At 72.5% G+C, this 23,487-nt stretch carries 23 protein-coding genes, 1 tRNA gene and 1 pseudogene; 12 read left to right on the forward strand and 13 right to left on the reverse strand.

Going from position 1 to position 23,487, the window contains the following annotated elements; all coding sequences use genetic code 11:
* Positions 1 to 97: 97 nt before the first annotated feature.
* Positions 98 to 562, reverse strand: a complete 465-nt coding sequence (locus ACIBIW_RS28670) for a hypothetical protein (RefSeq protein WP_399340049.1) — start codon at positions 560 to 562, stop codon at positions 98 to 100.
* 446 nt (positions 563 to 1,008) lie between these two features.
* On the opposite strand from ACIBIW_RS28670, the gene ACIBIW_RS28675 reads away from it, so the two are divergent.
* On the forward strand, positions 1,009 to 2,784 hold the full coding sequence (locus ACIBIW_RS28675) for an acetyl/propionyl/methylcrotonyl-CoA carboxylase subunit alpha (RefSeq protein WP_399340051.1): 1,776 nt from the start codon (positions 1,009 to 1,011) through the stop codon (positions 2,782 to 2,784).
* 353 nt (positions 2,785 to 3,137) lie between these two features.
* Positions 3,138 to 3,719, forward strand: coding sequence for a TetR/AcrR family transcriptional regulator (locus ACIBIW_RS28680; RefSeq protein ID WP_399340282.1), 582 nt, complete (start codon positions 3,138 to 3,140; stop codon positions 3,717 to 3,719).
* A 265-nt stretch (positions 3,720 to 3,984) separates the two neighbouring features.
* On the opposite strand, the gene ACIBIW_RS28685 is transcribed toward ACIBIW_RS28680, so the two are convergent.
* Positions 3,985 to 4,926, reverse strand: coding sequence for a DeoR/GlpR family DNA-binding transcription regulator (locus ACIBIW_RS28685; protein WP_399340053.1), 942 nt, complete (start codon positions 4,924 to 4,926; stop codon positions 3,985 to 3,987).
* Between the two features lie 199 nt (positions 4,927 to 5,125).
* The gene (locus ACIBIW_RS28690; RefSeq protein ID WP_399340054.1) at positions 5,126 to 6,571 is read right to left on the reverse strand and encodes an NAD(P)H-quinone dehydrogenase; all 1,446 of its coding nucleotides are present in this window, start codon (positions 6,569 to 6,571) and stop codon (positions 5,126 to 5,128) included.
* Positions 6,572 to 6,713: 142 nt separating this feature from the next.
* On the opposite strand from ACIBIW_RS28690, the gene ACIBIW_RS28695 reads away from it, so the two are divergent.
* The 4 genes from ACIBIW_RS28695 (at position 6,714) to ACIBIW_RS28710 (ending at position 9,992) form a co-directional block, all read left to right on the forward strand.
* Positions 6,714 to 7,157 (forward strand): gamma-glutamylcyclotransferase, encoded by a 444-nt coding sequence (locus tag ACIBIW_RS28695; protein ID WP_399340056.1) that lies wholly within the window; start codon positions 6,714 to 6,716, stop codon positions 7,155 to 7,157.
* A gap of 113 nt (positions 7,158 to 7,270) precedes the next feature.
* A complete protein-coding gene (locus tag ACIBIW_RS28700; protein ID WP_399340058.1) occupies positions 7,271 to 8,095 on the forward strand; it encodes a purine-nucleoside phosphorylase in 825 nt (274 codons plus the stop codon).
* 92 nt (positions 8,096 to 8,187) lie between these two features.
* Complete coding sequence (locus tag ACIBIW_RS28705) at positions 8,188 to 9,873, forward strand: phospho-sugar mutase (protein ID WP_399340060.1); 1,686 nt, start codon at positions 8,188 to 8,190, stop codon at positions 9,871 to 9,873.
* A 44-nt stretch (positions 9,874 to 9,917) separates the two neighbouring features.
* A tRNA-Leu gene (locus ACIBIW_RS28710) sits at positions 9,918 to 9,992 on the forward strand.
* Between the two features lie 148 nt (positions 9,993 to 10,140).
* Here ACIBIW_RS28710 and ACIBIW_RS28715 read toward each other — a convergent pair.
* The 3 genes from ACIBIW_RS28715 to ACIBIW_RS28725 form a co-directional block, all read right to left on the reverse strand.
* Positions 10,141 to 10,587 carry an SRPBCC domain-containing protein gene (locus tag ACIBIW_RS28715; protein WP_399340061.1) on the reverse strand — a complete coding sequence of 149 codons (447 nt, stop codon included), beginning with the start codon at positions 10,585 to 10,587 and terminating at the stop codon, positions 10,141 to 10,143.
* Positions 10,584 to 10,919, reverse strand: coding sequence for an ArsR/SmtB family transcription factor (locus ACIBIW_RS28720; RefSeq protein WP_399340063.1), 336 nt, complete (start codon positions 10,917 to 10,919; stop codon positions 10,584 to 10,586). Before ACIBIW_RS28720 ends, ACIBIW_RS28715 begins: the two co-directional genes overlap by 4 nt.
* A gap of 250 nt (positions 10,920 to 11,169) precedes the next feature.
* Positions 11,170 to 12,153: a helix-turn-helix transcriptional regulator gene (locus tag ACIBIW_RS28725; protein WP_399340065.1), complete on the reverse strand. Its 984-nt coding sequence runs from the start codon at positions 12,151 to 12,153 to the stop codon at positions 11,170 to 11,172.
* A 162-nt stretch (positions 12,154 to 12,315) separates the two neighbouring features.
* Here ACIBIW_RS28725 and ACIBIW_RS28730 point away from each other — a divergent pair, with 162 nt between their 5' ends.
* Positions 12,316 to 13,539: an MFS transporter gene (locus ACIBIW_RS28730; protein ID WP_399340067.1), complete on the forward strand. Its 1,224-nt coding sequence runs from the start codon at positions 12,316 to 12,318 to the stop codon at positions 13,537 to 13,539.
* Between the two features lie 62 nt (positions 13,540 to 13,601).
* Here ACIBIW_RS28730 and ACIBIW_RS28735 read toward each other — a convergent pair whose 3' ends face one another.
* On the reverse strand, positions 13,602 to 14,627 hold the full coding sequence (locus ACIBIW_RS28735; RefSeq protein ID WP_399340069.1) for a hypothetical protein: 1,026 nt from the start codon (positions 14,625 to 14,627) through the stop codon (positions 13,602 to 13,604).
* Between the two features lie 103 nt (positions 14,628 to 14,730).
* On the opposite strand from ACIBIW_RS28735, the gene ACIBIW_RS28740 reads away from it, so the two are divergent.
* The gene (locus ACIBIW_RS28740; RefSeq protein WP_399340070.1) at positions 14,731 to 15,387 is read left to right on the forward strand and encodes a TetR/AcrR family transcriptional regulator; all 657 of its coding nucleotides are present in this window, start codon (positions 14,731 to 14,733) and stop codon (positions 15,385 to 15,387) included.
* Between the two features lie 63 nt (positions 15,388 to 15,450).
* Here the strand turns inward: ACIBIW_RS28740 and rdgB are convergent, their stop codons facing one another.
* Positions 15,451 to 16,050, reverse strand: coding sequence for an RdgB/HAM1 family non-canonical purine NTP pyrophosphatase (rdgB, locus tag ACIBIW_RS28745; RefSeq protein ID WP_399340072.1), 600 nt, complete (start codon positions 16,048 to 16,050; stop codon positions 15,451 to 15,453).
* Positions 16,051 to 16,179: 129 nt separating this feature from the next.
* Here rdgB and ACIBIW_RS28750 point away from each other — a divergent pair, with 129 nt between their 5' ends.
* Positions 16,180 to 16,551: a hypothetical protein gene (locus ACIBIW_RS28750; RefSeq protein WP_399340074.1), complete on the forward strand. Its 372-nt coding sequence runs from the start codon at positions 16,180 to 16,182 to the stop codon at positions 16,549 to 16,551.
* Between the two features lie 49 nt (positions 16,552 to 16,600).
* Here ACIBIW_RS28750 and ACIBIW_RS28755 read toward each other — a convergent pair whose 3' ends face one another.
* The 3 genes from ACIBIW_RS28755 to ACIBIW_RS28765 all read right to left on the reverse strand — a co-directional run bounded on the left by ACIBIW_RS28755 (position 16,601) and on the right by ACIBIW_RS28765 (position 18,333).
* Positions 16,601 to 16,987 (reverse strand): hypothetical protein, encoded by a 387-nt coding sequence (locus ACIBIW_RS28755; RefSeq protein WP_399340075.1) that lies wholly within the window; start codon positions 16,985 to 16,987, stop codon positions 16,601 to 16,603.
* A gap of 219 nt (positions 16,988 to 17,206) precedes the next feature.
* Positions 17,207 to 17,941, reverse strand: coding sequence for a ribonuclease PH (rph, locus tag ACIBIW_RS28760; protein WP_399340077.1), 735 nt, complete (start codon positions 17,939 to 17,941; stop codon positions 17,207 to 17,209).
* Between the two features lie 158 nt (positions 17,942 to 18,099).
* Positions 18,100 to 18,333 carry a glucose PTS transporter subunit EIIB gene (locus ACIBIW_RS28765; RefSeq protein ID WP_399340079.1) on the reverse strand — a complete coding sequence of 78 codons (234 nt, stop codon included), beginning with the start codon at positions 18,331 to 18,333 and terminating at the stop codon, positions 18,100 to 18,102.
* A gap of 203 nt (positions 18,334 to 18,536) precedes the next feature.
* On the opposite strand from ACIBIW_RS28765, the gene ACIBIW_RS28770 reads away from it, so the two are divergent.
* A complete protein-coding gene (locus ACIBIW_RS28770; RefSeq protein ID WP_399340081.1) occupies positions 18,537 to 19,859 on the forward strand; it encodes a PTS transporter subunit EIIC in 1,323 nt (440 codons plus the stop codon).
* Positions 19,860 to 19,878: 19 nt separating this feature from the next.
* On the opposite strand, the gene ACIBIW_RS28775 is transcribed toward ACIBIW_RS28770, so the two are convergent.
* The gene (locus tag ACIBIW_RS28775) at positions 19,879 to 20,631 is read right to left on the reverse strand and encodes an MBL fold metallo-hydrolase (RefSeq protein ID WP_399340082.1); all 753 of its coding nucleotides are present in this window, start codon (positions 20,629 to 20,631) and stop codon (positions 19,879 to 19,881) included.
* Positions 20,632 to 20,889: 258 nt separating this feature from the next.
* Between ACIBIW_RS28775 and ACIBIW_RS28780 the strand changes: the two genes are divergently transcribed.
* The gene (locus ACIBIW_RS28780; protein WP_399340084.1) at positions 20,890 to 21,600 is read left to right on the forward strand and encodes a hypothetical protein; all 711 of its coding nucleotides are present in this window, start codon (positions 20,890 to 20,892) and stop codon (positions 21,598 to 21,600) included.
* A 437-nt stretch (positions 21,601 to 22,037) separates the two neighbouring features.
* Here the strand turns inward: ACIBIW_RS28780 and ACIBIW_RS28785 are convergent.
* Positions 22,038 to 22,745 (reverse strand): annotated as a pseudogene (locus tag ACIBIW_RS28785) (ISAzo13 family transposase); the annotation flags it as partial.
* 429 nt (positions 22,746 to 23,174) lie between these two features.
* On the opposite strand from ACIBIW_RS28785, the gene ACIBIW_RS28790 reads away from it, so the two are divergent.
* Positions 23,175 to 23,487, forward strand: a 313-nt coding sequence (locus tag ACIBIW_RS28790) for a hypothetical protein (RefSeq protein ID WP_399340086.1), incomplete at its 3' end; no start/stop codon positions are given.

Below are 23,487 nucleotides of genomic sequence, written 5' to 3' on the forward strand. Positions count from 1 at the left end.
GGGCCCGCACCCCGGCCTGACGGGACGGCAGCCTCCGTACTCTCCACCACTCTCCGCCCGCCAAAGCCCCTCGGGCACTCCCGCCCGCCGGAGCCCCTCAGCCCGCGGGCGCGGCGGCCGGTGGCTCGCCGGGGCCCGGCTCGGCCTCGCGCGGTCCGCGCGGCTCGCGCGCCGCCGGCGGGTACGCCACCAGGACCAGCACCACGAGGCCGAGCACCACCACCATCGCGGCGAACGCGCCCCAGCCCACAATGCCCACGCAGAACGCGCCGAGCACCCCGTGCACCACCGCCACGCTGATCAGCAGCAGCCTGGCCACCCGGCCTGGCGGCAGGTTCCGTATCGCTATCCGTATCAGCAGCGCGGCGCACAGCAGCAGATAGAGCGCGGCGAGGACGCCCGCCGCCCAGGACGACACCTTCATCACGTCCGGGTCGAGCCCGGCGAGCGACATCCGCTGCTCGTCGACGACGAGCCCGAGGAACCAGTTGAGCAGCCCCGCGCCGACCGCCTCGACGAGCAGCACGATCGCGGCCACCCAGGCCACAGGTCGCCCGGCCATGGCGCCCACCCCCTCTGTCTGCTTCTCGCCTGTCTCGCCTGTCTCGCCGGTCTCCCCGGCTCGCCCGCCTTGTTACCGAAGGTACGTTCGGCCTGGCGAGCAGGCTACTCAGGCGTAAACGCCGGGACAAGAGCCCGCGCACCCCTGGTCGGCACCGCCTGTAAAGGGGGAAAAGGGACACATGGCGCCTGTAAAAATCCGGGGGTTCCCTAGTGGGAACCCCACAAAGAAAGTCGACGAGGCGCAGCGCCCCATTACAGAGACCACAGCCGTGTCAGCGGGCTAAAGTGCGGTGAGGGGGGTCCGCATACCAGGCAGGACAAGGGCTTTCGAGCATCGAGTGTTACCCGCTGCACGCTCTGAGTGGGCAAGCTCACCCTTGGGGATGAGTCCTAGACCCGTGTCGGCAGTCCCTAAACTCAGCTTGTTTCAAGGAGGAAGCCATCGTGCGCAAGGTGCTGATCGCCAACCGGGGCGAGATCGCGGTCCGGGTGGCCCGGGCGTGCCGGGACGCGGGCCTGACGAGTGTCGCCGTCTACGCGGAGCCCGACAGGGACGCGCTGCACGTGCGGGCCGCGGACGAGGCGTTCGCCCTGGGCGGTGACACCCCGGCCGCGAGCTATCTCGACATGGCGAAGGTGCTGCGCGCCGCGGCGGACTCGGGCGCGGACGCCGTGCACCCCGGCTACGGGTTCCTCTCGGAGAACGCGGAGTTCGCCCAGGCCGTGCTCGACGCGGGCCTCACCTGGATCGGCCCGCCGCCGCACGCGATCAGGGACCTCGGCGACAAGGTGGCGGCGCGGCACATCGCGCAGCGCGCCGGCGCCCCGCTGGTGGCCGGCACGCCCGACCCGGTGGCGGACGCGGACGAGGTCGTCGAGTTCGCCCGTGAGCACGGCCTGCCGGTGGCGATCAAGGCGGCGTTCGGCGGCGGCGGCCGCGGCCTGAAGGTGGCAAGGACGCTGGAGGAGATCCCGGGTCTCTACGAGTCCGCGGTGCGCGAGGCGGTCGCCGCCTTCGGCCGCGGCGAGTGCTTCGTCGAGCGCTACCTCGACCAGCCGCGGCACGTGGAGACGCAGTGCCTCGCGGACCGGCACGGGCATGTCGTGGTGGTCTCCACCCGTGACTGCTCGCTCCAGCGCCGCCACCAGAAGCTGGTCGAGGAGGCCCCGGCGCCCTTCCTCTCCGACGAGCAGAACGCCCGGCTCTACGCCGCGTCCAAGGCCATCCTGAAGGAGGCCGGCTATGTGGGCGCGGGCACGGTCGAGTTCCTGGTGGGCAAGGACGGCACGATCTCCTTCCTCGAAGTGAACACCAGGCTCCAGGTCGAGCACCCGGTCACCGAGGAGGTCTCGGGCATCGACCTGGTGCGCGAGATGTTCCGTATCGCCGAGGGCGAAGAACTGGGCTACGACGACCCGAAGTTGCGCGGGCACGCCTTCGAGTTCCGGATCAACGGCGAGGACCCGGGCCGCAACTTCCTGCCCGCCCCCGGCACCGTGACCACCTTCGCGCCGCCCTCGGGCCCCGGTGTCCGGCTCGACGCGGGCGTGGAGTCGGGCTCCGTCATCGGCCCCGCGTGGGACTCGTTGCTGGCGAAGCTGATCGTGGTCGGCGCCACCCGCAGGCAGGCCCTGGAGCGGGCCGCGCGGGCGCTGGACGAGTTCCGTGTCGAGGGGATGGCGACGGCGCTGCCGTTCCACCGCGTCGTGGTACGGGACCAGGCGTTCGCGCCCGAGCTGTCCGGCTCCGCCGACCCGTTCACCGTCCATACCCGGTGGATCGAGACCGGGTTCAAGAACGAGATCCCCCCGTTCACCGCCCCCGGCGCCGAGGCCGACAGCGACGACGACTCCAACCGCGAGACCGTCGTCGTCGAGGTCGGCGGCAAGCGCCTCGAAGTGTCGCTGCCCGCGAGCCTCGGCATGTCGCTGGCGCGCACCGGCCTCGCGGCGGGCGCCAAGCCCAAGCGGCGCGCGGTGAAGAAGTCGGGCCCCGCCGTCACCGGCGACTCGCTGGCCTCCCCGATGCAGGGCACCATCGTCAAGGTCGCCGTCGAGGAGGGCCAGGAGGTCAAGGAGGGCGACCTCGTGGTGGTCCTGGAGGCCATGAAGATGGAGCAGCCGCTCAACGCGCACCGCGGCGGCACCATCAAGGCCCTCAGCGCCGAGATCGGCGCCTCGGTCAGCTCCGGCGCGGTCATCTGCGAGATCAAGGACTGACCGCGCGCGCAGGACCCCACGGGCACCGTCACCCGGCCCGGCCGAATCGCTCGGCCGGGCCCCCGCGCGTTGCGGGCGCGCTACCGTGAACACGGGAGCGACCGCTCGAACACCCGCGCCGCCTCCCGCCGCGCGCGCTCACCCGCGCGAGACCCCTTCGACCGAGGAACCCCACGGTGAACGACCAGCGCCGCGCCGATGACACCACCGGAGCGGTGAGCCACGCCCCCGCCCCGGCTCACGGCACCGGTGGCGCGCGCCGCTGCGGCTGCCGCTCCGAGGCCGAAGGAGGCACCGCCGCGACCGCCGTGCTCGACGGCGCCGGGGACTCGGCCGTGCCCGGCGGTACGGACCTGGGCGGGCAGCCCGAGGTGCCCGCGCCGCGGCGCCGCGCGGACGCCCGCCGCAACTATGGGCGGCTGCTCTCGGAGGCCCGCCGCACCTTCGCGGAACAGGGCACCGACGCGCCCCTCGAAGAGGTGGCGCGCCGCGCCGGGGTCGGCATCGGCACGCTCTACCGGCACTTCCCCAACCGGGAGGCGCTGATGAGCGCGGTGTTCGCGGACGCCGTCAGCGATCTGCTGGAGCGCTCGGGCGCACTGCGCGAGTCCCCCGAGCCCTGCACGGCGCTCGTTACCTGGCTGCGCGCCCTTATCACCCATGCGAGTGAATATCGGGGGCTGTCCCGGAGCCTTATGACGGCGTGCCACGACAGTACGTCGGCGCTCGCCCGGTGCAGCGACCCCATCCACGCGGCGGGGGCCGCGCTGCTGGAACGGGCCCAGGAGGCGGGCGCCGTACGGCAGGAGGTGTCGATCACCGACCTGATGCAGCTCACCAACGCGATCGCGCTGGCCGCGGAGGAGACCCCCTGCGAGCCCGACCTGGCGGACCGCCTGCTCCGGCTCACCCTGCGGGGCCTGAAGGGCGCGTGAGCGCAGCCTGACGGCGGCCGTGGTCCGCCAGGGCCGGAAGACCCTGAACACCGCAGGTCCCGGCGGACCCGGCAAACTCCGGCACGGCGGGCCCGGCGCGGACACCGTCCTTCAAGGCAGGACGCCTACCGCCCGCAAGACCCGCAGAGGTCCACCCGCCCCGCGGCGCGCCCCAGCGGCGCTCCCGTGGCACGGCTCCAGGGCCCGGCCCTCCGGCGGCCCCGAGGCGTATCCCCGGGCCCGCCCCGGCGGAGCGCCCGGCGCCCTACCGGCGGCGCAGGTCCGCGACTCTCGCGCGTTCCCCTGGCCCCTCGCCCGCCAGTATGGCGGCGCCTCTGAGCGCGGGCCCCGCGACCTGGCGGCGCGGCCCCGGCAGCGGCATCTCCCGGCGGCCGGGCGGCTCCACGGACGCGGGCGCGTCGTCGGAGCCGCCGCTGACGGTGATCTGGACGCCCTGGTCGGCCAGTGCCTGAAGCTCGGCGCCCGCACGGTCGTCGTGCCCGGGCGGGGCGTCGGTGACGAGGCGGGAGATCACGTCGGTCGGCACCGTCTGGAACATGGTGTCGGAGCCCAGCTTGGTGTGGTCGGCGAGCACCACCACCTCGGCGGCCGCCTGCACCAGCGCCCGGTCCACGCTCGCGGAGAGCATGTTGGACGTGGACAGGCCGCGCTCGGCGGTCAGACCACTGCCGGAGAGGAAGGCGCGGGACACCCTGAGGCCCTGGAGCGACTGCTCGGCACCGCTGCCGACCAGCGCGTAGTTGGAACCGCGCAGGGTGCCGCCGGTCATGACGACCTCCACGCGGTTGGCGTGGGCGAGCGCCTGGGCCACCAGCAGTGAGTTGGTGACGACGGTGAGCCCTGGCACCCGGGCGAGGCGGCGGGCCAGCTCCTGGGTGGTGGTGCCCGCGCCCACCACGATGGCCTCCCCCTCCTCCACGAGGCCCGCGGCGACATCGGCGATGGCGGTCTTCTCCGCGGTGGCCAGGTGCGACTTCTGCGGGAACCCGGACTCCCGGGTGAACCCGCCCGGCAGCACCGCACCGCCGTGCCTGCGGTCGAGGAGTCCTTCTGCCTCCAGCGCGCGCACGTCCCGCCGTACGGTCACTTCGGAGGTCTGGACGACGCGGGCGAGCTCCCGGAGCGACACGGCTCCGTTGGCCCGCACCATTTCAAGGATCAATTGGCGACGTTCTGCAGCGAACACGGAACCGACAGTAATGCCGTCGACCGTCAGCTTTCAGCAGTTTGCGCCGAAAAACAGAAGTTGTACGCAGCGGGCGTCAGAAGGTGGTATACGCGGTGCACGGGCCACCGTGGTGCCTCGGCCGCGCCCCCGCCACGCCCCGGTCAGGCCCCCGGCGGCACCCCGGCCGCGCCCTCGCGCGGCCGGGCCACGCGCCCGCTCAGACCGCGGCGTCCTTGCGGGTGTGGAGCTGGCGCGCCACCTCCGCGAGTGAACCGGAGAGCGACGGATAGACGGTGAAGGCGTTGGCGATCTGCTCCACCGTCAGGTTGTTGTCCACCGCGAGCGAGATCGGGTGGATCAGCTCGGAGGCGCGCGGCGACACCACCACCCCGCCGACGACCGTGCCCATCCCGGGGCGGCACAGCAGCTTCACGAAGCCGTCCCTGATGCCCTGCATCTTGGCGCGCGGGTTGCGCAGCAGCGGCAGCTTGACGACCCGGGCGTCGATACGGCCCGCGTCGATGTCGGCCTGGGTGTAGCCGACGGTGGCGATCTCCGGGTCGGTGAAGACGTTCGACGAGACCGTCTTCAGGTTGAGCGGCGCCACCGCGTCGCCCAGGAAGTGATACATCGCGATGCGGCCCTGCATCGCCGCGACGGACGCGAGCGCGAAGATCCCGGTGACGTCCCCGGCCGCGTACACCCCGGGCGCGGAGGTGCGCGACACCTTGTCGGTCTTGATGTGCCCGGAGTCCGTCAGCCGTACCCCGGCCTCCTCAAGACCCATCCCCGAGGTGTTGGGGATGGCGCCGACCGCCATCAGGCAGTGTGTGCCGGAGATGACGCGGCCGTCGGCGAGCGTCACCTCCACCCGGTCGCCGGCCCGCTCGGCCGACTGGGCGCGGGAGCGGGCCATCACGTTCATGCCGCGGCGCCTGAACACGTCCTCGAGCACGCCCGCCGCGTCCGGGTCCTCGCCCGGCAGCACCCGGTCCCGGCTGGAGACCAGCGTCACCCGGGAGCCGAGCGCCTGGTACGCGCCCGCGAACTCGGCGCCCGTGACGCCGGAGCCGACCACGATCAGCTCGCTGGGCAGCTCGTCCAGTTCGTAGACCTGCGTCCAGTTGAGGATGCGCTCGCCGTCGGGGCGGGCGTCGGGCAGCTCCCTCGGGTGGCCGCCGGTGGCGATCAGCACCGCGTCGGCGGTGAGGGTCTTCTCCTCGCCCTCCTGGTCGCGCACGACGACCTCGCGCGAGCCGTCGAGCGCCTGGCCGCCGCAGAGCCGGGCGAAGCCGCGCAGCACCCGGGCGCCCGCGCGGGTGACGGAGGCGGCGATGTCGTGGGACTGGGCGAGCGCGAGGCGCTTCACCCTGCGGTTCACCTTGCCGAGGTCGACGCCGACCACCCGGGCCGCCTGCTCAAGCGGCGGGGTGTCGTCGGCGACGATGATGCCCAGCTCCTCGTACGAGGAGTCGAACGTGGTCATCACCTCCGCGGTGGCGATCAGCGTCTTCGACGGTACGCAGTCGGTCAGCACCGATGCCCCGCCGAGACCGTCGCGGTCCACGACGGTCACCTCCGCCCCCAGTTGCGCGGCGACCAGGGCCGCCTCGTATCCGCCGGGTCCGCCACCGATGATCACGATCCTCGTCACACGCCCCATTGTCCCGTACTCCTCGGGCCGCGCCGCCCCGGGGGGCGAACGCCCGTGCCACTGCGCACGCGCGCAGCGCCGGGCGCACCGCCCAGGCCGCCCGGGCGGCGGACGAAGTCCCGGCACGAGTCACTGCCGTACCCTCGACCCCATGTCGCTCTACGCCGCGTACGCGGGCAATCTCGACGCCCGGCTCATGTCCCGCCGCGCACCGCACTCGCCGCTGCGCGCCACCGGATGGCTGAACGGCTGGCGGCTGACCTTCGGCGGCGAACACATGGGCTGGGAGGGCGCACTTGCCACCCTGGTCGAGGACATCGACCCGAGCGGGCAGGTGTTCGTCGCGCTGTACGACCTCGCGCCCATGGACGAGGACTCCATGGACCGCTGGGAGGGCGTCGGGCTCGGCATCTACCGCAGGACCAGGGTGCGGGTGCACACGCTCGACGGCGAGGAGACGGCGTGGACGTACGTGCTCGACGGGTACGAGGGCGGACTGCCCTCGGCCCGCTATCTGGGTGAGATCGCGGACGCGGCGGAGTCCGCGGGCGCTCCGTACGACTATGTGATGGAACTGCGCAAAAGGCCCTGCTGACGGGGCACGCCAAGGAGCACAACAAGACAGCGCAGGAGACAACAAGACAACAATCACACTTCTGCGCCTGTTCCATCTACGCGCGTAGGCGTATACGGGCTACCCTCGGGCACGTGAACGCATCTCTTCTTCCGGACGACATCCAGGGCGATCCGGGCGCCGCCGCCGACGCGGCCGCCACGCGCCTGCGCGGCCTCACCGGCGCCGGTACCCACGACGTCGCCCTCGTGATGGGCTCCGGCTGGGCGCCGGCGTCCGACGCCCTGGGCGAGGCAGAGTACGACTTTCCCGTCACCGAACTGCCCGGCTTCACGCCGCCGGGGGTCGCGGGCCACGGCGGCCGGGTCCGCTCGTACCGCCTCGGCGGGAAACGCGCGCTCGTCTTCCTCGGCCGCACGCACTACTACGAGGGCCGCGGCGTCGCCGCCGTCGCCCACGGCGTGCGCACCGCGGCCGCGGCGGGCTGCAAGACGGTCGTGCTCACCAACGGCTGCGGGGGCCTGCGCGAAGGGATGCGCCCGGGACAGGCCGTGCTGATCAGCGACCACCTGAACCTGACCGCCGCCTCCCCTCTGGTCGGCCCGCGCTTCGTCGACCTCACCGACCTCTACTCCCCGCGGCTGCGCGCCCTGTGCAGGGAGATCGACCCCACCCTCGAAGAGGGCGTGTACGCCCAGTTCCCCGGGCCGCACTACGAGACCCCGGCGGAGATCCGCATGGCCCGGGTCCTCGGCGCCGACCTGGTCGGCATGTCCACTGTCCTGGAAGCGATCGCCGCCCGCGACGTGGGCGCGGAGGTACTCGGCATCTCCCTGGTGACCAACCTGGCCGCGGGCATGACGGGTGAGCCCCTGAGCCACGAGGAGGTCCTGCAGGCGGGCCGCGACGCGGCGACCCGCATGGGCGGCCTGCTCGGAAAGGTCCTGCCGAGACTGTGAGCAAGCCGCGCACCGCGCGGAAGCAGCCGCCCCCGAGCCACCCACGACGCACCCCGAGCCGAACCCCCGCCACCGCACCCCCGAGGGCCCCCGTGACAAACCCCCTCCTCACCCAGGCCCGAGCCTGGGCCGCAGAAGACCCCGACCCCGAGACCCGCGCCGAACTCACCACCCTGATCACCACAGCCGACACGGAAGAGTTGGCGTCCCGCTTCTCCGGCCCGCTCCAGTTCGGCACGGCGGGCCTCAGGGCCCGCCTCGGCGCGGGCCCCGCCCGTATGAACCGCTCCGTGGTCATCCGCGCGGCCTCCGGCCTCGCCACGTACCTCCGCCAGGACCCCGCCACCCGCGACGGCCTCGTCGTCATCGGCTACGACGCCCGCCACAAGTCCGACGTCTTCGCCACGGACACCGCGGCCGTCATGACGGGCGCGGGCCTGCGCGCGGCCGTGCTGCCAGGGCCCCTGCCGACCCCCGTGCTCGCCTTCGCCATCCGCAGCCTCGGCGCGGTCGCGGGCGTCATGGTGACGGCCAGCCACAACCCCCCGCAGGACAACGGCTACAAGGTCTACCTGGGCGACGGCGCCCAGATCGTGTCCCCGGTCGACCAGGACATCGCGGCGCTGATCGCGGCCGTCGGACCGCTCGCTGACGTACCGCGCCCGGACGGCGGCTGGCAGACGCTCGACGGGTCGATCGTCGAGGCGTACCTGGAGCGCACGGACGCGGCACTCCCGTCCGGGTCCGGAGGCCCCCGCACCGCCCGTACGGTGTACACCGCGATGCACGGCGTCGGCACCAGCACCCTGCTCGCCGCGTTCGCGCGCGCGGGCTTCCCCACGCCCGCGCTGGTGGCGGAACAGGCCGCGCCCGACCCGGACTTCCCCACGGTCGCGTTCCCCAACCCGGAGGAGCCGGGCGCGATGGACCTGGCGTTCGCTGCCGCGCGCGAGCACTCCCCCGACCTGGTCATCGCCAACGACCCGGACGCCGACCGGCTGGCCGTCGGGGTGCCGGACGCAGCGGCGGACGGCGGCTGGCGGATGCTGCGCGGCGACGAGGTGGGCGCCCTGCTCGCGGCGCACCTGGTGCGCGGCGGCGTACGCGCCGGAGCGGACGGGGGCGCGGACGCCGTGTTCGCCACGTCCATCGTGTCCTCGTCGCTGCTCGCCAGGATCGCCGCTGCGGCCGGGGTGGGGCACGAGGAGACGCTGACCGGCTTCAAGTGGCTGGCCCGGGTGAAGGGGCTGCGCTACGGCTACGAGGAGGCGCTCGGCTACTGCGTGGACCCGGAGGGGGTGCGCGACAAGGACGGGATCACGGCAGCGCTGCTGATGGCGGAGCTTGCGTCGGCGCTGAAGGCGCAGGGGCGCGGCGCGGCGGACCTGCTTGACGACCTCGCCATGGAGCACGGGCTGCACGCGACCGACCAGTTGTCGGTGCGGGTGGAGGACCTTGCGGTGATCGCGCACGCGATGCGGCGGCTGCGCGAGGCGCCGCCGGAAGCGCTCGGCGGGCTGCGGGTGACCGGCACGGAGGACCTGGCGGACGGCGCGGGGGGCCTGCCGCCGACGGAGGGGCTGCGGTACGCGCTGGAGGGCGAGGCGGCCCGCGGCCGGGTCGTCGTACGGCCGAGCGGTACGGAGCCCAAGCTGAAGTGCTACCTGGAGGTGGTCACGGAGGTCCCGTCGAGGGACCGGCTCGACGGGGCACGCGCGCGGGCCGCGGACCTGCTCGGGGCCCTCAAGCGGGACCTCGCGCGCAGCGCGGGCCTGTGAGTCGGCCGCGGGAAGGGGGCGACCGGTAGAGTGGTGCGGCGCGGGGGCCCGTACCCCAGCAGGCTAGAGGGCGCCGGTTTAGGTCCGGTGTGTCGTGGGTTCGAGTCCCACCGGGCCCACTCAAGAGATGCGCTCGAAGAACGCTCGGTCGGCGATGCGGCGCAGGGAGTCATCGCGGCCAGGTAGATGGCGTGGGCGTGGTCGGCCGAGGCCAAGCAGTCCTCCTGGTGCGCCTCGGCCCGGTCGGTCGCGCCGCAGGCCCCGGGTTCACGCCGTGGCGGTCTGTTCCAGTTCGTCGATGAAGGACTGCCAGCCGGCGAGCAAGCCTTCTTTCTGCTCCGGGGAGAAGCCGGGGGCCTCCTGGGTGAAGTGCATGCGGGTGCCGTCGGCGGTGGCCGTCAGTTCGACGACGATCCTGGCCCGGCCCGGCTCGGCCGGGCGGTCCGTCATCGTGAACACGAGCCGCTCGTCGGGGGTGACCTCGATGAACTCTCCGGTCCAGTCGATGGTGTTGCCGTCGGGCAGGACCATGCGGGCGCTCCAGGTGCGTCCGGGCTCCGCGATGAATTCGAGACTGTCCAGCGGCACCTGGACGTCTTTCCCGCCGAACCACCGCGCGAAGTGCTGCGGCGTCGTCCAGGCGGCGAACACCGCGGCAGGCGGCGCGGCGAAGCTGCGGTCCAGCTCGATGCCGTCGGCGGTGATTCCGGTCATTGCTGCTCCTTGCTCAGTGTGGTCAGGTGCTCGTCCAGGGCGGCGAAGCTGTCCGTCCAGAAACGCTCGTAGTCGTCGATCCAGGCCGCTGCCGCGCGAAGGGGACGCGCGTCCAAGGCTGCCGGACGATATTGAGCGTTGCGCTGCCGACGGACGAGCCCGGCAGCCTCCAGAACTCGCAGGTGCTTGGACACGGCGGCGAACGTCATCGCGAACGGCTCGGCCAGCTCACCCACGGCGCACGGCCCCTGCACCAGTCGGGCGAGCAGCGCCCGACGCGTCGGATCTGCCAGCGCGGCAAACGTGCGGCTCAGCTCGTCGCTCTGCTGCATCTCTCCGCTCCCCTCTACTATTCAACCTATCAGTATTATACCGCGTGGTTGAATAGCCAGCTCAAGGCGGGCGGCGGAGCGATACCCCTGTCCGGTGATGGTGCTCGACGAGGGGACGTCAACCGCAACGCCATGCCACGGGATTCGCCGCGCGAACGCGGAGACTGCGACCCCGTCGGCGGAGACAGCGCCTTGACCGGGATGGCACGTTCGACGAAGTCATTCGCAAGACAGGTCTTGGGGCATGGCGTCAGCCGCCCGACGTCCGGTAGCGATCGGCCATCGTGGTGAGGATGCGGGCAACCTCCTCACGTAGCGCGGGTGGCGCGAGGACCTCGGCCTCGGTGCCGAGCTTGAGGAGCTGGGGGATCGTGTGGGCGAAGGACTCCGTCGGCACGATCGCACGTACCCAGCCGTCGGCATCCGGCGCGGTCGCCGTGCGTTCGGCGCTGGCGGCGAGGGCGGGCTCCCACAGATCTGTCAGACGTTCCAGGGCGGCCGGTGAGATCCGCAGGACGGCCTCGCCGGTGTGCCGTCGTGCGTCGAAGTCGTCCAAGGACTCCTGCCAGTGCGCCGCGAGGACGAATCCGGTGGGACGCTCGAAGACCTCTTCCAGGACGTCGAGGCCGAGGATGCGCGAGACGCGGTAGCTGCGGATCTTCTGCTCGTGGCGTGCGACGAGATACCAGTGACCGGACTTCAGCACGAGGCCCAGCGGCTCGACGGCGCGGGTGATCTCGCGGGGCTCGGCCCATCGCTCGTAGCGAATCCGCACCGCGTGGTCGGTCCAGACCGCGTCGGCGATCTCGATGAGGAAGGGGGTCTCGTCGGCATCGCGGTACCAGCCGGGGGCGTCGAGGTGGAAGCGGGCGGTGATCCGGGCCGCCCTGTCCCGGAAGTCGGGGGGAAGGGCGGCCATCAGCTTCAATTGGGCTGCCGTCGTCAGGGCCCCGAGACCAAGATCGGCTGCGGGCCCCGACAGGCCGGTGAGGAAGAGCGTCTCGGCCTCGCCCGAGGTGAGGCCCGTCAGACGGGTGCGATACCCGTCGATGAGCTGATATCCGCCGTCCTGACCCGGCTCGCCGTACAGCGGAACACCGGCCGCGCGCAGGGCTTCCATGTCCCGGTAGACGGTGCGCACCGAGACCTCCAGCTCGTCGGCCAGCTCCTGAGCCGTCATCCGCCCACGGTTCTGCAACAGCATCAGGGCGGAGACGAGACGGCTGGCACGCATAGGGAGACTCTCTCAGAGCCCACTGACAAAGGGTGTCAGTGAAGGCGCCTTAGCGTGCTTCTCGACGAACACGATCTTGCGGGCGAATCGCATCTGCGACGGCAGGCCGGCACGGGTTCGTGCTCCCTTGCCCGCCGATTTTTCTTGGAGGATCGATCCCTCGTGCCGCCCCGTGCTCGCCTTCTTCTGCTCGCGCTCGGCATGTTCGCCCTGGGAACCGACGGCTACGTCATCGCCGGGCTGCTGCCCGCCATCGCCACCGACCTCGGGGTGAGCGTCAGCGCGGCCGGTCAGCTCGTGATCGTGTTCTCGCTCTCCTATGCGATCGGCGCTCCCGTGCTCGGCGTCGCGACCGCGGGGCTTCCTCGGCGCCCCGTGCTCGTGGCAAGCCTCGCCGTGTTCGCGCTCGCCAACTTCGCCGCGGCCGCCGTCGGGTCCTATGCCGGGCTGCTGCTCCTGCGGGTGCTGGCCGCGCTTGCCGCCGGGACCTTCGCACCCGCGGCGGCCGCAGCAGCGGCCTCGCTCGCGTCTCCCGAGCGACGCGGTCGGGCGCTCGCGCTGGTCGGCGGCGGCATCACCGTCGCCAACGCGGTGGGGGTGCCGATCGGCCTGATCATCGGCGGAACGCTGGGGTGGCGTGCCACGTTCCTCACCGTCGCCGTCATCGGCGCGGTCGCGGCGATCGGCCTCACGGTCCTGCTGCCTGCCATCCACGCGCCCCGCCCGCCGGGCCTGCGCGACCGGCTCGCCGTCGTCCGGCTGCGCGGGATGCCGCGCGGGATGCTCCTCAGCGGCCTCTGGATCGCCGGCGCGTTCGCGCTGTTGACCTACATCAGCCCCGTCCTCGACGCCGTCGGCCGCGTCCACGGGAGCGCCCTGAGCATCTGGCTGTTCGTCTTCGGCCTGGCCGCCACCGCCGGCAACTCGCTCGGCGGCAGGGCAGCGGACCGGCATCCCGCGAGGTGGCTGACCGCCATCAGCACCGGCGGCCTCATGTGCGTCCTCGCCGGATTCGGACTCCTCGCCACGCTGCATGTCCCCGCGGTCACCGGCGCCGTCGCCGCGGCCGTGCTGCTCGGAGCATGGGGCGTCTTCGGCTGGTCCTTCGCACCCATCCAGCAGAACTGCCTCATCGCGATCCGGCCCGAGCGCGCCGGCATCATCCTTTCCCTCAACACCAGCGCGGTCTACCTCGGCATGTCCCTCGGCGGCCTCATCGGCTCCGCAGCCCTCAGCTCCTCGGGCCCCGCCGCCGTGGGCTGGACCGCCGCCGCCATCGAATCACTCGCACTCCTGGCGGCTTTGACCGGCGCAAGAAGCAGGCAGACCGCCGACGCACACCTCACCCAGGACGCTCCTCTGGCAGAGCGCCTCAAGGAGGGGTGACAGCGGCGCGCGGCGGCAAGAGTCGTCGTTCGCGCAGCTCGTGGCACGGTGGCGGCGGTCCGTCACGGGCGGCCGCGGTAGTGGTCGGCGAGGGCCGTGAAGGCGGCCTTGGGCTCCCACGGCATGTCCGGGTAGGTGTCGCCGTTGCGGTCCTCGAAAACCTTGACGATGCCGAGTCCTGCCAGGTCCAGGTCGCGGCGGGGGTCGTCGGGGCGGTGCGGGTAGTTGTAGAGCGCGAAGAGGTACACGAACGCGGCGTCGACGCCTTCGGTGTCGAAGATCTCCAGCAGTTCCAGCAGGTAGGCGGCCTGGCCCTGCTCGTCGCGCTCGTAGTCGCCGTCCAGCCCGACCGGGCGGCCCGACTCGTCGTGTTCGACGATCTCCATGCTGCGCGGTGCCACGTCGGCGGAGCCCCGCCAGCCCGCCGTGCCGAAGCCGGTGACGGCGACGGGCTTGCCCTGGGCGACCAGGGCGCGCACTCCGTCGCGGAACCGGTCGGCGACCTCGGCGGAGCGGATCAGTTCGACCGACATGATGTCGAAGAGCGTCCAGTCGACCCGCTCGACCGGTACGCAGGCGTAGGTGACCTGCCCGCGGAAGTGGTCGCGGACGGCGGTGACCGCGTCCCCGAGGAAGGCGTTGAGGCGCGCACTCGCCTCCGCGAGCCTCACGGCCCGCCCGTCGGGCTCGTCCAGCAGCAGGGCGAGCCGTTCCTCAAGGGTGTCGCCCGGCAGGAAGCCGTGGTTCATGATGCTCAGCTCGACGCCGGTGACGAACACGACGTCGGCGCCCGCCCGCCTGACCCGCTCCGCGCGCCGGGCGCAGTCGGCGAACAGCGACAGGATCTCGGCGGGCGTCAGATCCAACGGGTAGGGCGAGAACCAGACTTCGAGCCCGAGTTCGGCCGCGCAGCGGGCCGCCAACTCCAGCCGCTCCGGGTCGCCTCCGACGAGGTGGACGGCGTTGCAGTGCAGGTCGTCACGGATGATGGCGAGTTCCCGCCGCACCATGTCGGGTTCGAGGCTCCGGCGGGAGATCTCGCCGCCGTGCAGGAAACCGGTGTCGTACGCGATGCCCCTGGCCCTCATGGGTCCCGTCCTCTCGTCGTCGTGGCTGACGCGTCGGACGCTAGAGAGAAAAGTGCGTGCACGCAAGTTTGCGTACGCGCAATCCGATGGGGATACTGGGGCCGTGACGGCGACACGGCGTACGGGGCTGCGCGAGCAGAAGAAGCAGGCCACGAAGGAGGCGCTGCGTGCGGCGGCGCTGCGTCTCGCCCTGACGCGCGGTCCTGAGAACGTGCGCGTGGACGACATCGCCGAGGCCGCCGGGGTCTCGCCGCGGACCTACAACAACTACTTCTCCAGCCGCGAGCAGGCGATCGTCGCCGCGGTCACGGCCGACAGGGAGGCACGGGTCGCGGCGGCCGTGGCGAGCCCGCGGCCCGGTGTCGGGCTCGCCGAGGCGGTGGTCGAGGCGGTCGTGGAGCAGTACACCGACCCCGGCGAGCGGCACCGCGACGCGCTGCTGCTGATCACCACCCGCCCGGCGCTGCGCGCCGCGTTCCTCGACACGACCGGTGAACTGGAGAGTCCACTCGCCGATGCGATCGCGGGGCGCCTCGGGGACGGCGGCGCGCTCACCGCCCTCGTGCTCGCGGCGAGCGTGGCCGCCGCGGTCAGGGTCGCGCTCCAGCAGTGGACACGGCCGGTCGCGGGCTCGTCCACCGGACTCGTCGTCACGTCGGGCCCGCTGCCCGACCTGCTGCGCACCGCGCTCGCACCGCTCGCACCCGCCCTGGACGCGGCCGGGGAACGGACGGGGGGAAGCGGCTCGCCCCGGGGCTGACCCGAGCCGGGCGCCACGCGTGCACCGGATCGCCGGGGTGTGGTGCGCGAAGTGGCGGCGGGCTCAGAGGAGTTCGCGGATCAGGGGCACCAGGGCGCGGAACGCCTTCCCCCGGTGGCTGATCGCGTTCTTCTCCTCGGCGCTCAACTCGGCGCAGGTGCGGCTCTCGCCGTCGGGCTGGAGCACCGGGTCGTAGCCGAAGCCGCCGGTGCCCTCGGGGATGTGGCGCAGGGTGCCCCTGAGGGTGCCATGGACGACGCGCTCGGTGCCGTCGGGCAGCGCGAGGGCCGCCGCGCAGGCGAAGTGGGCGGCGCGGTGCGGGGCGTCGATGTCGCCGAGCTGGGCGAGGAGCAGGTCCAGGTTGGCCTTGTCGTCGCCGTGCCGGCCGGCCCAGCGGGCGGAGAAGATGCCGGGGGCGCCGCCGAGTACGTCCACACACAGGCCCGAGTCGTCGGCGACCGCGGGCAGCCCGGTGGCCCCGGCCAGGGCGTGCGCCTTCAGCAGGGCGTTCTCGGCGAAGGTGACACCGGTCTCCTTGACGTCGGGCACATCGGGGAAGGCGTCAGCGCCGAGCAGTTCACCCGGCACCTCCTCCGCGGCCAGGATCGCCCGGAGTTCGGCGATCTTTCCGACGTTACGGGTGGCGAGGATCAGGCGGCTCATACGCCCAGTATCGGGGCCGCGGCCCGCGCCACAGAACCGGGTGCCGCCCGCGCCCGCGCCCATGACTGGGGCACTGGCTGAGTAGGAACGCGGATGTGGGGCCCGCCGTGGGTTCGTAGCGTCGTCGGTATGAAGAGCACACTGACGGATGACGACGCGCCGCTTGAGCTGTCCGGCGCGGGGCAGACGCGTCGGCCGTCCCCGGGCGACCTGGCGTGGCGGGCGTTCCTCGCCGTGCTGGTCATGGCCTTCGGCTGGTTCGTGGGCGTGGTCGGACCGTTGTTCGCCATCGCCTGCACCAGTTGCCAGGACGGGGTACGCGACCCGCGCTTCTACGGGGCGTTGACGACTCTCGCCTGGTACGTGGTGCCGCTCACCGTCGTGGGCACGGTCGTGGGCCTCTTCCTCCCCAGGGCGGGCGCCCGGGCGGGGTGGACCGGCACCGGCGTGCTCTTCGTGCTGCTGATCGCGATCGTGGCCCTGGGGCAGGCACCGGCCTGACGAGAGGGCCCGTGGGGCGGCGGTCGCACACCGCGGCGGGGGCGGCGGCCTAGGGGGTGCAGACCTTGGTCAGTTCGCCGGCCGCGTCCGTGACGGGGGTGAGGTCGGGGGTTTTGTCGCCGTCGTCGATGGCGTCCCGGACGCTGTCGACCGCGTCGCCGAGGTGGTCCACGGCCTTGTTGACGTCCGTGTCGTCCGTGCGGTCGCCGATCTTGTCCAGCTTGTCGCCGATGGCGTCGATGGCGTCGCGCGCGTGCGCGGAGTCGTCGGCGCCCTCGACCGCCTGCTGGAGGTCGGTGACGCTGTCGGCTATCGAGTCGGCGGTGCTGAGGCAGTCGAGCGCTCTGTCGACGGCCCCGCACCCCGTCATCAGCGGCACGGCGAGTGCCAGGCCCGCCACTGCGGCGGCGAACGTGCTACGGCGGCCCCGAACCATGTCTGCGGTCCCCTTCCAGGAGTCGCCGCGGGGACCCCGGAAGGCCCCCGCGACCCGTACTCCTAAGAACGCCAGCGGCGCCGCCCTTGGTTGCTTCTTTACCCGATGTTCGGCGCCGTCCGAGGGGGCGCACGGGTGCCCGGGGGAGCGCTCACCGCGGACGAGGGGGCGCTCGCCCGGGGCGGCCCGGGTGCAGCGGGGCGGCGGGCGGGCGGTGGGTCAGACGGCTTCCGTGGCGAGCACCGCGCGCTGGACCTCGGCGAGTTCCGAGCAGCCGCCGACGGCCAGGTCGAGCAGGGCGTTCAGCTCCTTGCGGGCGAACGGCTCGGCCTCCGCGGTGCCCTGGACCTCGACGAAGCGACCGTCGCCGGTGCAGACGACGTTCATGTCGGTGTCGGCGCGCACATCCTCCTCGTAGCAGAGGTCGAGCAGCGGCTCGCCGCCGACGATGCCGACGGAGACGGCGGAGACGGTGCCGGTCAGCGGGGCGCGCCCGGCCTTCACCAGCTTCTTGCCGCGCGCCCAGGCCACGGCGTCGGCGAGCGCCACGTAGGCGCCGGTGATGGCGGCGGTACGGGTGCCGCCGTCGGCCTGGAGGACGTCGCAGTCGAGGACGACGGTGTTCTCGCCGAGCGCCTTGTAGTCGATCACGGCGCGCAGTGAGCGGCCGATGAGCCGGGAGATCTCGTGCGTACGGCCGCCGATCCTGCCGCGCACGGACTCGCGGTCGCCGCGGGTGTTGGTGGCCCGGGGCAGCATCGCGTACTCCGCCGTGACCCAGCCCTCGCCGCTGCCCTTGCGCCAGCGCGGCACGCCCTCGGTGACCGAGGCGGTGCACAGGACTCTGGTGTCGCCGAAGGAGACGAGGACGGAGCCCTCGGCGTGCTTGCTCCACCCCCGGTCGATGGTGACGGGGCGGAGCTGGTCGGGGGTACGGCCGTCGTTACGAGACATGGGCCGACCCTATCGAGCGCGGCCGTCTGCTCCTATCGGGCGGGCGGCCGCGACCGCGGGGGCGCCGGTGCGGGTACGGACCCCTCCCGGCGCCGCGCGCCCCGCCGCGCGCCCCCGCGCCGCGCCCCACGCCCCGTTCCCAGGCCCAGGCCCCGCGGCTACATCATGTCCTGGATGTCCGCCGCGACCGGGTCGGCGTCGGTGCCGATGACGACCTGGACGGCGTTGCCCATCTTGACGACGCCGTGCGCGCCCGCCGCCTTCAGCGCCGCCTCGTCCACCTTCCCGGGGTCGGCGACCTCCGTACGGAGGCGGGTGATGCAGCCCTCGACCTCCTCGATGTTGTCGATGCCGCCGAGCCCGGCAACGATCTTCTCCGCCTTGCTTGCCATGCTTCCTCCCTCGTCGGGGCGGCTCCACCACGTACGCCCGCTCTGTCTCGTTAAACCACGGTTGGCCCATCTTCGCGAGCGCCCGCCGCACCCGTACCGAAGGATGGCGGTCACGGACGGCGATCGCGGCAGCGGACGGCGGCGTGGCGCGACCGGTCGGCGGCCACCCGCGTGGCGGCCGGGTGAGCAGGGAGGCGGATGCGATGAGCGCCGACAGCGCGACGGCGGCGGGAGCGGGGGCGGGCGGGAGCCGGTGGGGGCGGATGTTCCAGGGCCTCCAGAAGATGGGCCGCAGTCTCCAGCTCCCGATCGCCGTGCTGCCCGCCGCGGGCATCCTCAACCGTCTCGGCCAGCCGGACGTGTTCGGCGACGACGGGCTCGGCTGGACGAACGTCGCCAAGGTCTTCGCGGCGGCGGGCGGCGCGCTGCTCGACTCGGCGCTCGGGCTGCCGCTGCTGTTCTGCGTCGGTGTCGCCATCGGCATGGCCCGCAGGTCCGACGGCTCCACCGCGCTCGCCGCGGTCACCGGGTTCCTCGTGTACTTCGCGGTGCTGCACGCGTTCCCGGTGGACTGCCCGAGCGGGTCGGTCTTCGCGGCCGGGGGCATGTGGGGCGGGGCCTGTGTGCCGAAGGCGGGCGACGCGGCCCCGGCGACGTACCAGAACCCCGGGGTGTTCGGCGGCATCGTGCTCGGCTACGTCACGGCGCGGGTGTGGCAGCGGTTCCACAGGACCCGGCTCGTGGACTGGCTCGGGTTCTTCAACGGCCGCCGGCTCGTGCCGATCATCATGGCGTTCATCGGGCTGCTCTTCGCGGCGCTGTGCGTGTGGGTGTGGCAGCCGATCGGGGACGGGCTCACCTCGTTCTCGAAGTGGCTCAGTGACCTGGGGGCCTGGGGCTCCGGCATCTTCGGCGTGGCGAACCGCGCGCTGCTGACGGTGGGCCTCCACCAGTTCCTGAACACGTTCCTGTGGTTCCAGTTCGGCGACTACACGAGGCCGGACGGCACCGTGGTGCACGGCGACATCAACCGCTTCCTCGCGGGGGACCCGAGCGCGGGGCAGTTCACCACCGGCTTCTTCCCGATCATGATGTTCGCGCTGCCCGCGGCGGCGCTGGCGATCACGCACTGCGCGCGCCCCGAGCGGCGCAAGGTCGTCGGCGGTCTGATGCTCTCGGTCGGTCTCACGTCGTTCGTCACGGGGATCACGGAACCGATCGAGTACTCGTTCCTGTTCATCGCCCCTGCGCTGTTCGCCGTCCACGCGGTGCTGACCGGTGTGTCCATGGCCGTGAGCTGGGCGCTCGGGGTGAAGGACGGGTTCAGCTTCTCCGCGGGGCTCATCGACTACGTGATCAACTGGAGCCTCGCGACGAAACCGTGGCTGATCATCCCCATCGGGCTCTGCTTCGCGGCGGTGTACTACGCCCTCTTCCGCTTCGCCATCCTCAAGTTCGATCTGCACACGCCCGGCCGGGAGCCGGAAGAGGAGGCGGAGGAGCGAGAGCGCGACAACGTGAAGTGAGGCGCGGCCCCCGGCCGCCTCAGATCTCGTAGACCGCGCTCGGTGCCGCCAGCTCCGCCGGGCCCTCGTACACCTCGCGCGCGTCGACGAGGTTGCCGACCGGGTCGGTCCACGGCGGGATGTGGGTCAGGACGAGCCGCCGCGCCCGCGCCTCCTGCGCCGCGGTACCGGCCTCGCGCCCGTTGAGGTGCAGGTCCGGGATGTTCTCCTTGCCGTAGGTGAACGCCGCCTCGCACAGGAACAGGTCGGTGTCCGCGGCGAGTTCGGTGAGTTCCTTCGACGGTCCCGTGTCCCCCGAGTACGTGAGCGAGCGGCCCGCGTGCTCGACCCGTACGGCGTACGCCTCCACGGGGTGGCGCACCTTCTCCGTGCGCACGGTGAACGGGCCGACGTCGTAGCTGCCCGGCTTGACGGTGTGGAAGTCGAAGACCTCGCTCATCGAGGACGCCGAGGGGGTGTCCGCGTACGCCGTGGTGAGCCGGTGCTCGGTCCCCTCGGGGCCGTAGACCGGCAGCGCGGGGCAGCGCCCGCCCTCGTGGCGGTAGTAGCGCGCGACGAAGTAGGCGCACATGTCGATGCAGTGGTCGGCGTGGAGATGGCTGAGGACGATGGCGTCGAGGTCGTAGAGACCGCAGTGGCGCTGCAACTCGCCCAGGGCGCCGTTGCCCATGTCGAGGAGCAGCCGGTAGCCGTCGGCCTCTACGAGGTAGCTCGAACAGGCCGATTCCGCGGAGGGGAACGACCCCGAGCAGCCGACGACGGTGAGCTTCATTGGAGCTGGAACCTCCGCGCGGGCAGGACGGACGGGGCATCGTGCGGTCCGACGAGCGTAAGGCGCGAGGCCACGGGGCGCTCCTCCGTCGCGGGCCGTTGTGGGGGAACTCACCTGCGGTGTCACCGGTTCGGCGGGCTTCGGGGCACCGAGCGGCGCGGCGGCGTGAAATCGCCCCCGGCGCATGAGAGTGAACGGCCGCGCCATGGGCGGGCAAAGCGGCGCTCGCGGCCCCGGTGACGCGGGTAGCGTCGGGGCATGGACGAGAGGTCGTGGTGGCTCGCGCTGGGGGGCGTGATGCTGCTCGCCCTGGTCGTGACCCTGGTGGACGGCTGGGGCCGCAGCGGGCGCAGACCACGCGGCGCCCCGCGCGCCGACGGCACGGGCGGCGAGCGGCCGCGCCCGGGCGAGATCTGGTGGACCCGGGAGCCGCGCCCGCCGGAGGGCACCGGCGGGCAGCGGGAGCATGAGGAGCGGGGGCACGACGGGGAGCGGTCGCGCGGGGAGCAGTCGCGCGGGGAGCAGGGGCGCGGCGAGTACGGGCCTGGCGAAGATGGGCCCGGCGGGCCGGAGGACGGGGGCCCGGAAGACGAGGCGGGGGGTCGCGGCGGGCAGGGCCGCGGGGCCGGTTCAGGGGGCGCGGCGGGACGGGGCTCGTCGCCCGGCGCCGGTCACTCCTGGGACGCGGGGACCGCGGACGGCGGGGCGCACGAGGCGCCGTGCGTGGTTCTGTCGCTGCGGGGCGACGAGGTGTGGGTGGTACGGATCACCGGGCGCAGGGACAAGGCGCGCAGCGGGGTGATAGCGCTGCCGCCGGGCGCGGTCCCGGGCGCCGGGGGCCGCGCGGGCTTCGTCGAGACGGACGCGCCGCACCCCGTGGCGCTGCGCCGCTTCCGGCGCCGCGCCGGGGTGGTGGACCCGGCCCTGTGGGACCAGATCCGCCACCTCGCCGACCCGGGCCACCAGTGAGCGGCGGCGCCCCCTGAGCGCGTTGATATGCACTTGCGTGTAATGGCCAGGTGTTCGTGCACACCGGTGCGCGAACCGGCGATGCTGCGCGTGCTGTCGATCGCCTGGGGTGAACCGTCGGTACTCGGAGGATCGCATGGACCAGTCTCTTCCCCCTGTACCGTCGGAGGTAGGGATCGCGCGGCTGTACGGGCTTACAGGAGAACCGGACCACCCTGCCCTGGTCCAACCCGGCCTCCTCCCCGGGCGCCCAAGGAAGGGCGCGCCCGACTGGGAAAAGACAGCCCGCCACCGCCTTCACAATTTACTCAAACCCGACCATACGAACGCCGTGGGCGGCCAGGAGAGGGCGGACGCCTTTCGCTGCGCGGCTGATGGTCATGGCGGTGGTGTTGAAGAGCTGCGCGGGTGTCGTGGTCGGTTCCGATGCTGACTCAGCCGGTGTTCGCGGCCACGTCGTAGATTCCGTACGGGACCGCTTTCTCGGCCTGGCCGGAAACGTCGTGTGTCTTGACCTTCACGGGCTGCCCTGCGGGCCGCCATTCCTGCCCGACGTTCTTGTAGCCGCCGATCAGCTTCTTCTTGCTGTCCACGCTGGTCACCGGGTCACCGGGTCACCGGGGCACCGGCATCCCGGTGCCGGTGTGCCTGCGTGCCTGCTCGTTGAGGTAACGGAACTGGGCACCCCTGTCGGGATGGTGAGTGCCTTCGATGGTCTCGGCGTTGACCTGCAGGCTGAAGCCTTCTTCCCGCAGCAGGTCGGTAACCGAGTCGGCGGAGCCCCGGTGCCCCTGCCGGGTCAGCTCCGCTGCCGGCTTCCGGGTCGGCTTCGTCGTCCACCGCAGCGGCGACATCGGGGCACCCCGCTCGTCGGGCTCGACCATCGCAAGCAGCGCCGACCGCAGCCCCGGATCAAGGACCACAGCCCTCTTGCGGCCACCGCCAGGACGGCCGAGTCGTCCCAACAGAGTTTGTCCCGACCGCGGTCCGGCCGCTCCGCGAGAGACTGTGCCCTCCTGGGCCCCGGCCGCGGCAGCGACGAGCCTGATCCCACCATGGCCCAGCGACAGTGCCTCCGCACTTACGGCCAGCCGACGCTGACGCTCGTCCAGATGCGGCAACAGCACCTGGAACTTCGCAGACAGAAGGGCCTCGATCCCCACCGGTCTCCCAGTACCGGGACAACGGGCCCCACCCCTGGAAGCCACGACTTGTTTCCCGGCAAGTTCTCAAGGTCCTGTTCAGCGCCTGGCTTTTGTCGACGGGGGTGGTGTGTTGGGCCGGGTGGCCGCCAGGTGGGCTGCCGGAGCGATGGGAGCACCGCTGCCGCTGGTGAGGGTGGTGGACGGGCCGGGGTTGGAGGGGGCCGATGCCAGATACGGACCCACCGGATTGGACACGCCGGGAAAAGCATCAGCCGGCTGCTGCGCACCAGCCCTGTGCCGCGTAGCCCGCGCTACTCCGGGGTTGATGCGGAAGCCCGGGTGCTTGCCCCGGGACTGCAGGGGCAGTTCCGCATCGCGCAGCACCGCCTCCTCAGCAGCACTCGCCCTACGGTCGGGCTGGAGCAGACCGTGAAGGCGCTGGCGGGCTGCCTTTTCCCAGTCGGGCGCGCCCTGCCTGATGGACTGGGGGAGAAGGCCGCGTTGGACCAGGCCGGGGTGGTCCGGTTCTCCTGTAAGCCCGTACAGCCGCGCGATCCCTGTGGCCGACTCGACAGCCAAGCCGGCACGGGCGTCTTTACTGGCCCGCGCTACTCCGGGGTTGATGTGGAAGCCCTGGTGCTCGCCCCGGGACTGCAGGGGCACTTCCGCATCGCGCAGCACCGCCTCCTCAGCAACACTCGCCCTGTTCTGGGGGTGGAGCAGACCGTGAAGGCGGCGGCGG

Source organism: Streptomyces sp. NPDC050560 (genome assembly GCF_044457285.1).
Lineage (GTDB): Bacteria > Actinomycetota > Actinomycetes > Streptomycetales > Streptomycetaceae > Streptomyces.

Excerpts from the sequence above, each read along its gene's own strand:
- rph (WP_399340077.1), bottom strand. The coding sequence starts at position 17,941 with ATGTCTCGTAACGACGGCCGTACCCCCGACCAGCTCCGCCCCGTCACC.
- ACIBIW_RS28720 (WP_399340063.1), bottom strand. The coding sequence starts at position 10,919 with ATGCAGCAGAGCGACGAGCTGAGCCGCACGTTTGCCGCGCTGGCAGAT.
- ACIBIW_RS28735 (WP_399340069.1), bottom strand. The coding sequence starts at position 14,627 with ATGAGGGCCAGGGGCATCGCGTACGACACCGGTTTCCTGCACGGCGGC.
- ACIBIW_RS28780 (WP_399340084.1), top strand. The coding sequence starts at position 20,890 with ATGGACGAGAGGTCGTGGTGGCTCGCGCTGGGGGGCGTGATGCTGCTC.
- ACIBIW_RS28725 (WP_399340065.1), bottom strand. The coding sequence starts at position 12,153 with ATGCGTGCCAGCCGTCTCGTCTCCGCCCTGATGCTGTTGCAGAACCGT.
- ACIBIW_RS28770 (WP_399340081.1), top strand. The coding sequence starts at position 18,537 with ATGAGCGCCGACAGCGCGACGGCGGCGGGAGCGGGGGCGGGCGGGAGC.
- ACIBIW_RS28765 (WP_399340079.1), bottom strand. The coding sequence starts at position 18,333 with ATGGCAAGCAAGGCGGAGAAGATCGTTGCCGGGCTCGGCGGCATCGAC.
- ACIBIW_RS28690 (WP_399340054.1), bottom strand. The coding sequence starts at position 6,571 with ATGGGGCGTGTGACGAGGATCGTGATCATCGGTGGCGGACCCGGCGGA.
- ACIBIW_RS28775 (WP_399340082.1), bottom strand. The coding sequence starts at position 20,631 with ATGAAGCTCACCGTCGTCGGCTGCTCGGGGTCGTTCCCCTCCGCGGAA.
- rdgB (WP_399340072.1), bottom strand. The coding sequence starts at position 16,050 with ATGAGCCGCCTGATCCTCGCCACCCGTAACGTCGGAAAGATCGCCGAA.
- ACIBIW_RS28670 (WP_399340049.1), bottom strand. The coding sequence starts at position 562 with ATGGCCGGGCGACCTGTGGCCTGGGTGGCCGCGATCGTGCTGCTCGTC.
- ACIBIW_RS28695 (WP_399340056.1), top strand. The coding sequence starts at position 6,714 with ATGTCGCTCTACGCCGCGTACGCGGGCAATCTCGACGCCCGGCTCATG.
- ACIBIW_RS28755 (WP_399340075.1), bottom strand. The coding sequence starts at position 16,987 with ATGGTTCGGGGCCGCCGTAGCACGTTCGCCGCCGCAGTGGCGGGCCTG.
- ACIBIW_RS28715 (WP_399340061.1), bottom strand. The coding sequence starts at position 10,587 with ATGACCGGAATCACCGCCGACGGCATCGAGCTGGACCGCAGCTTCGCC.
- ACIBIW_RS28750 (WP_399340074.1), top strand. The coding sequence starts at position 16,180 with ATGAAGAGCACACTGACGGATGACGACGCGCCGCTTGAGCTGTCCGGC.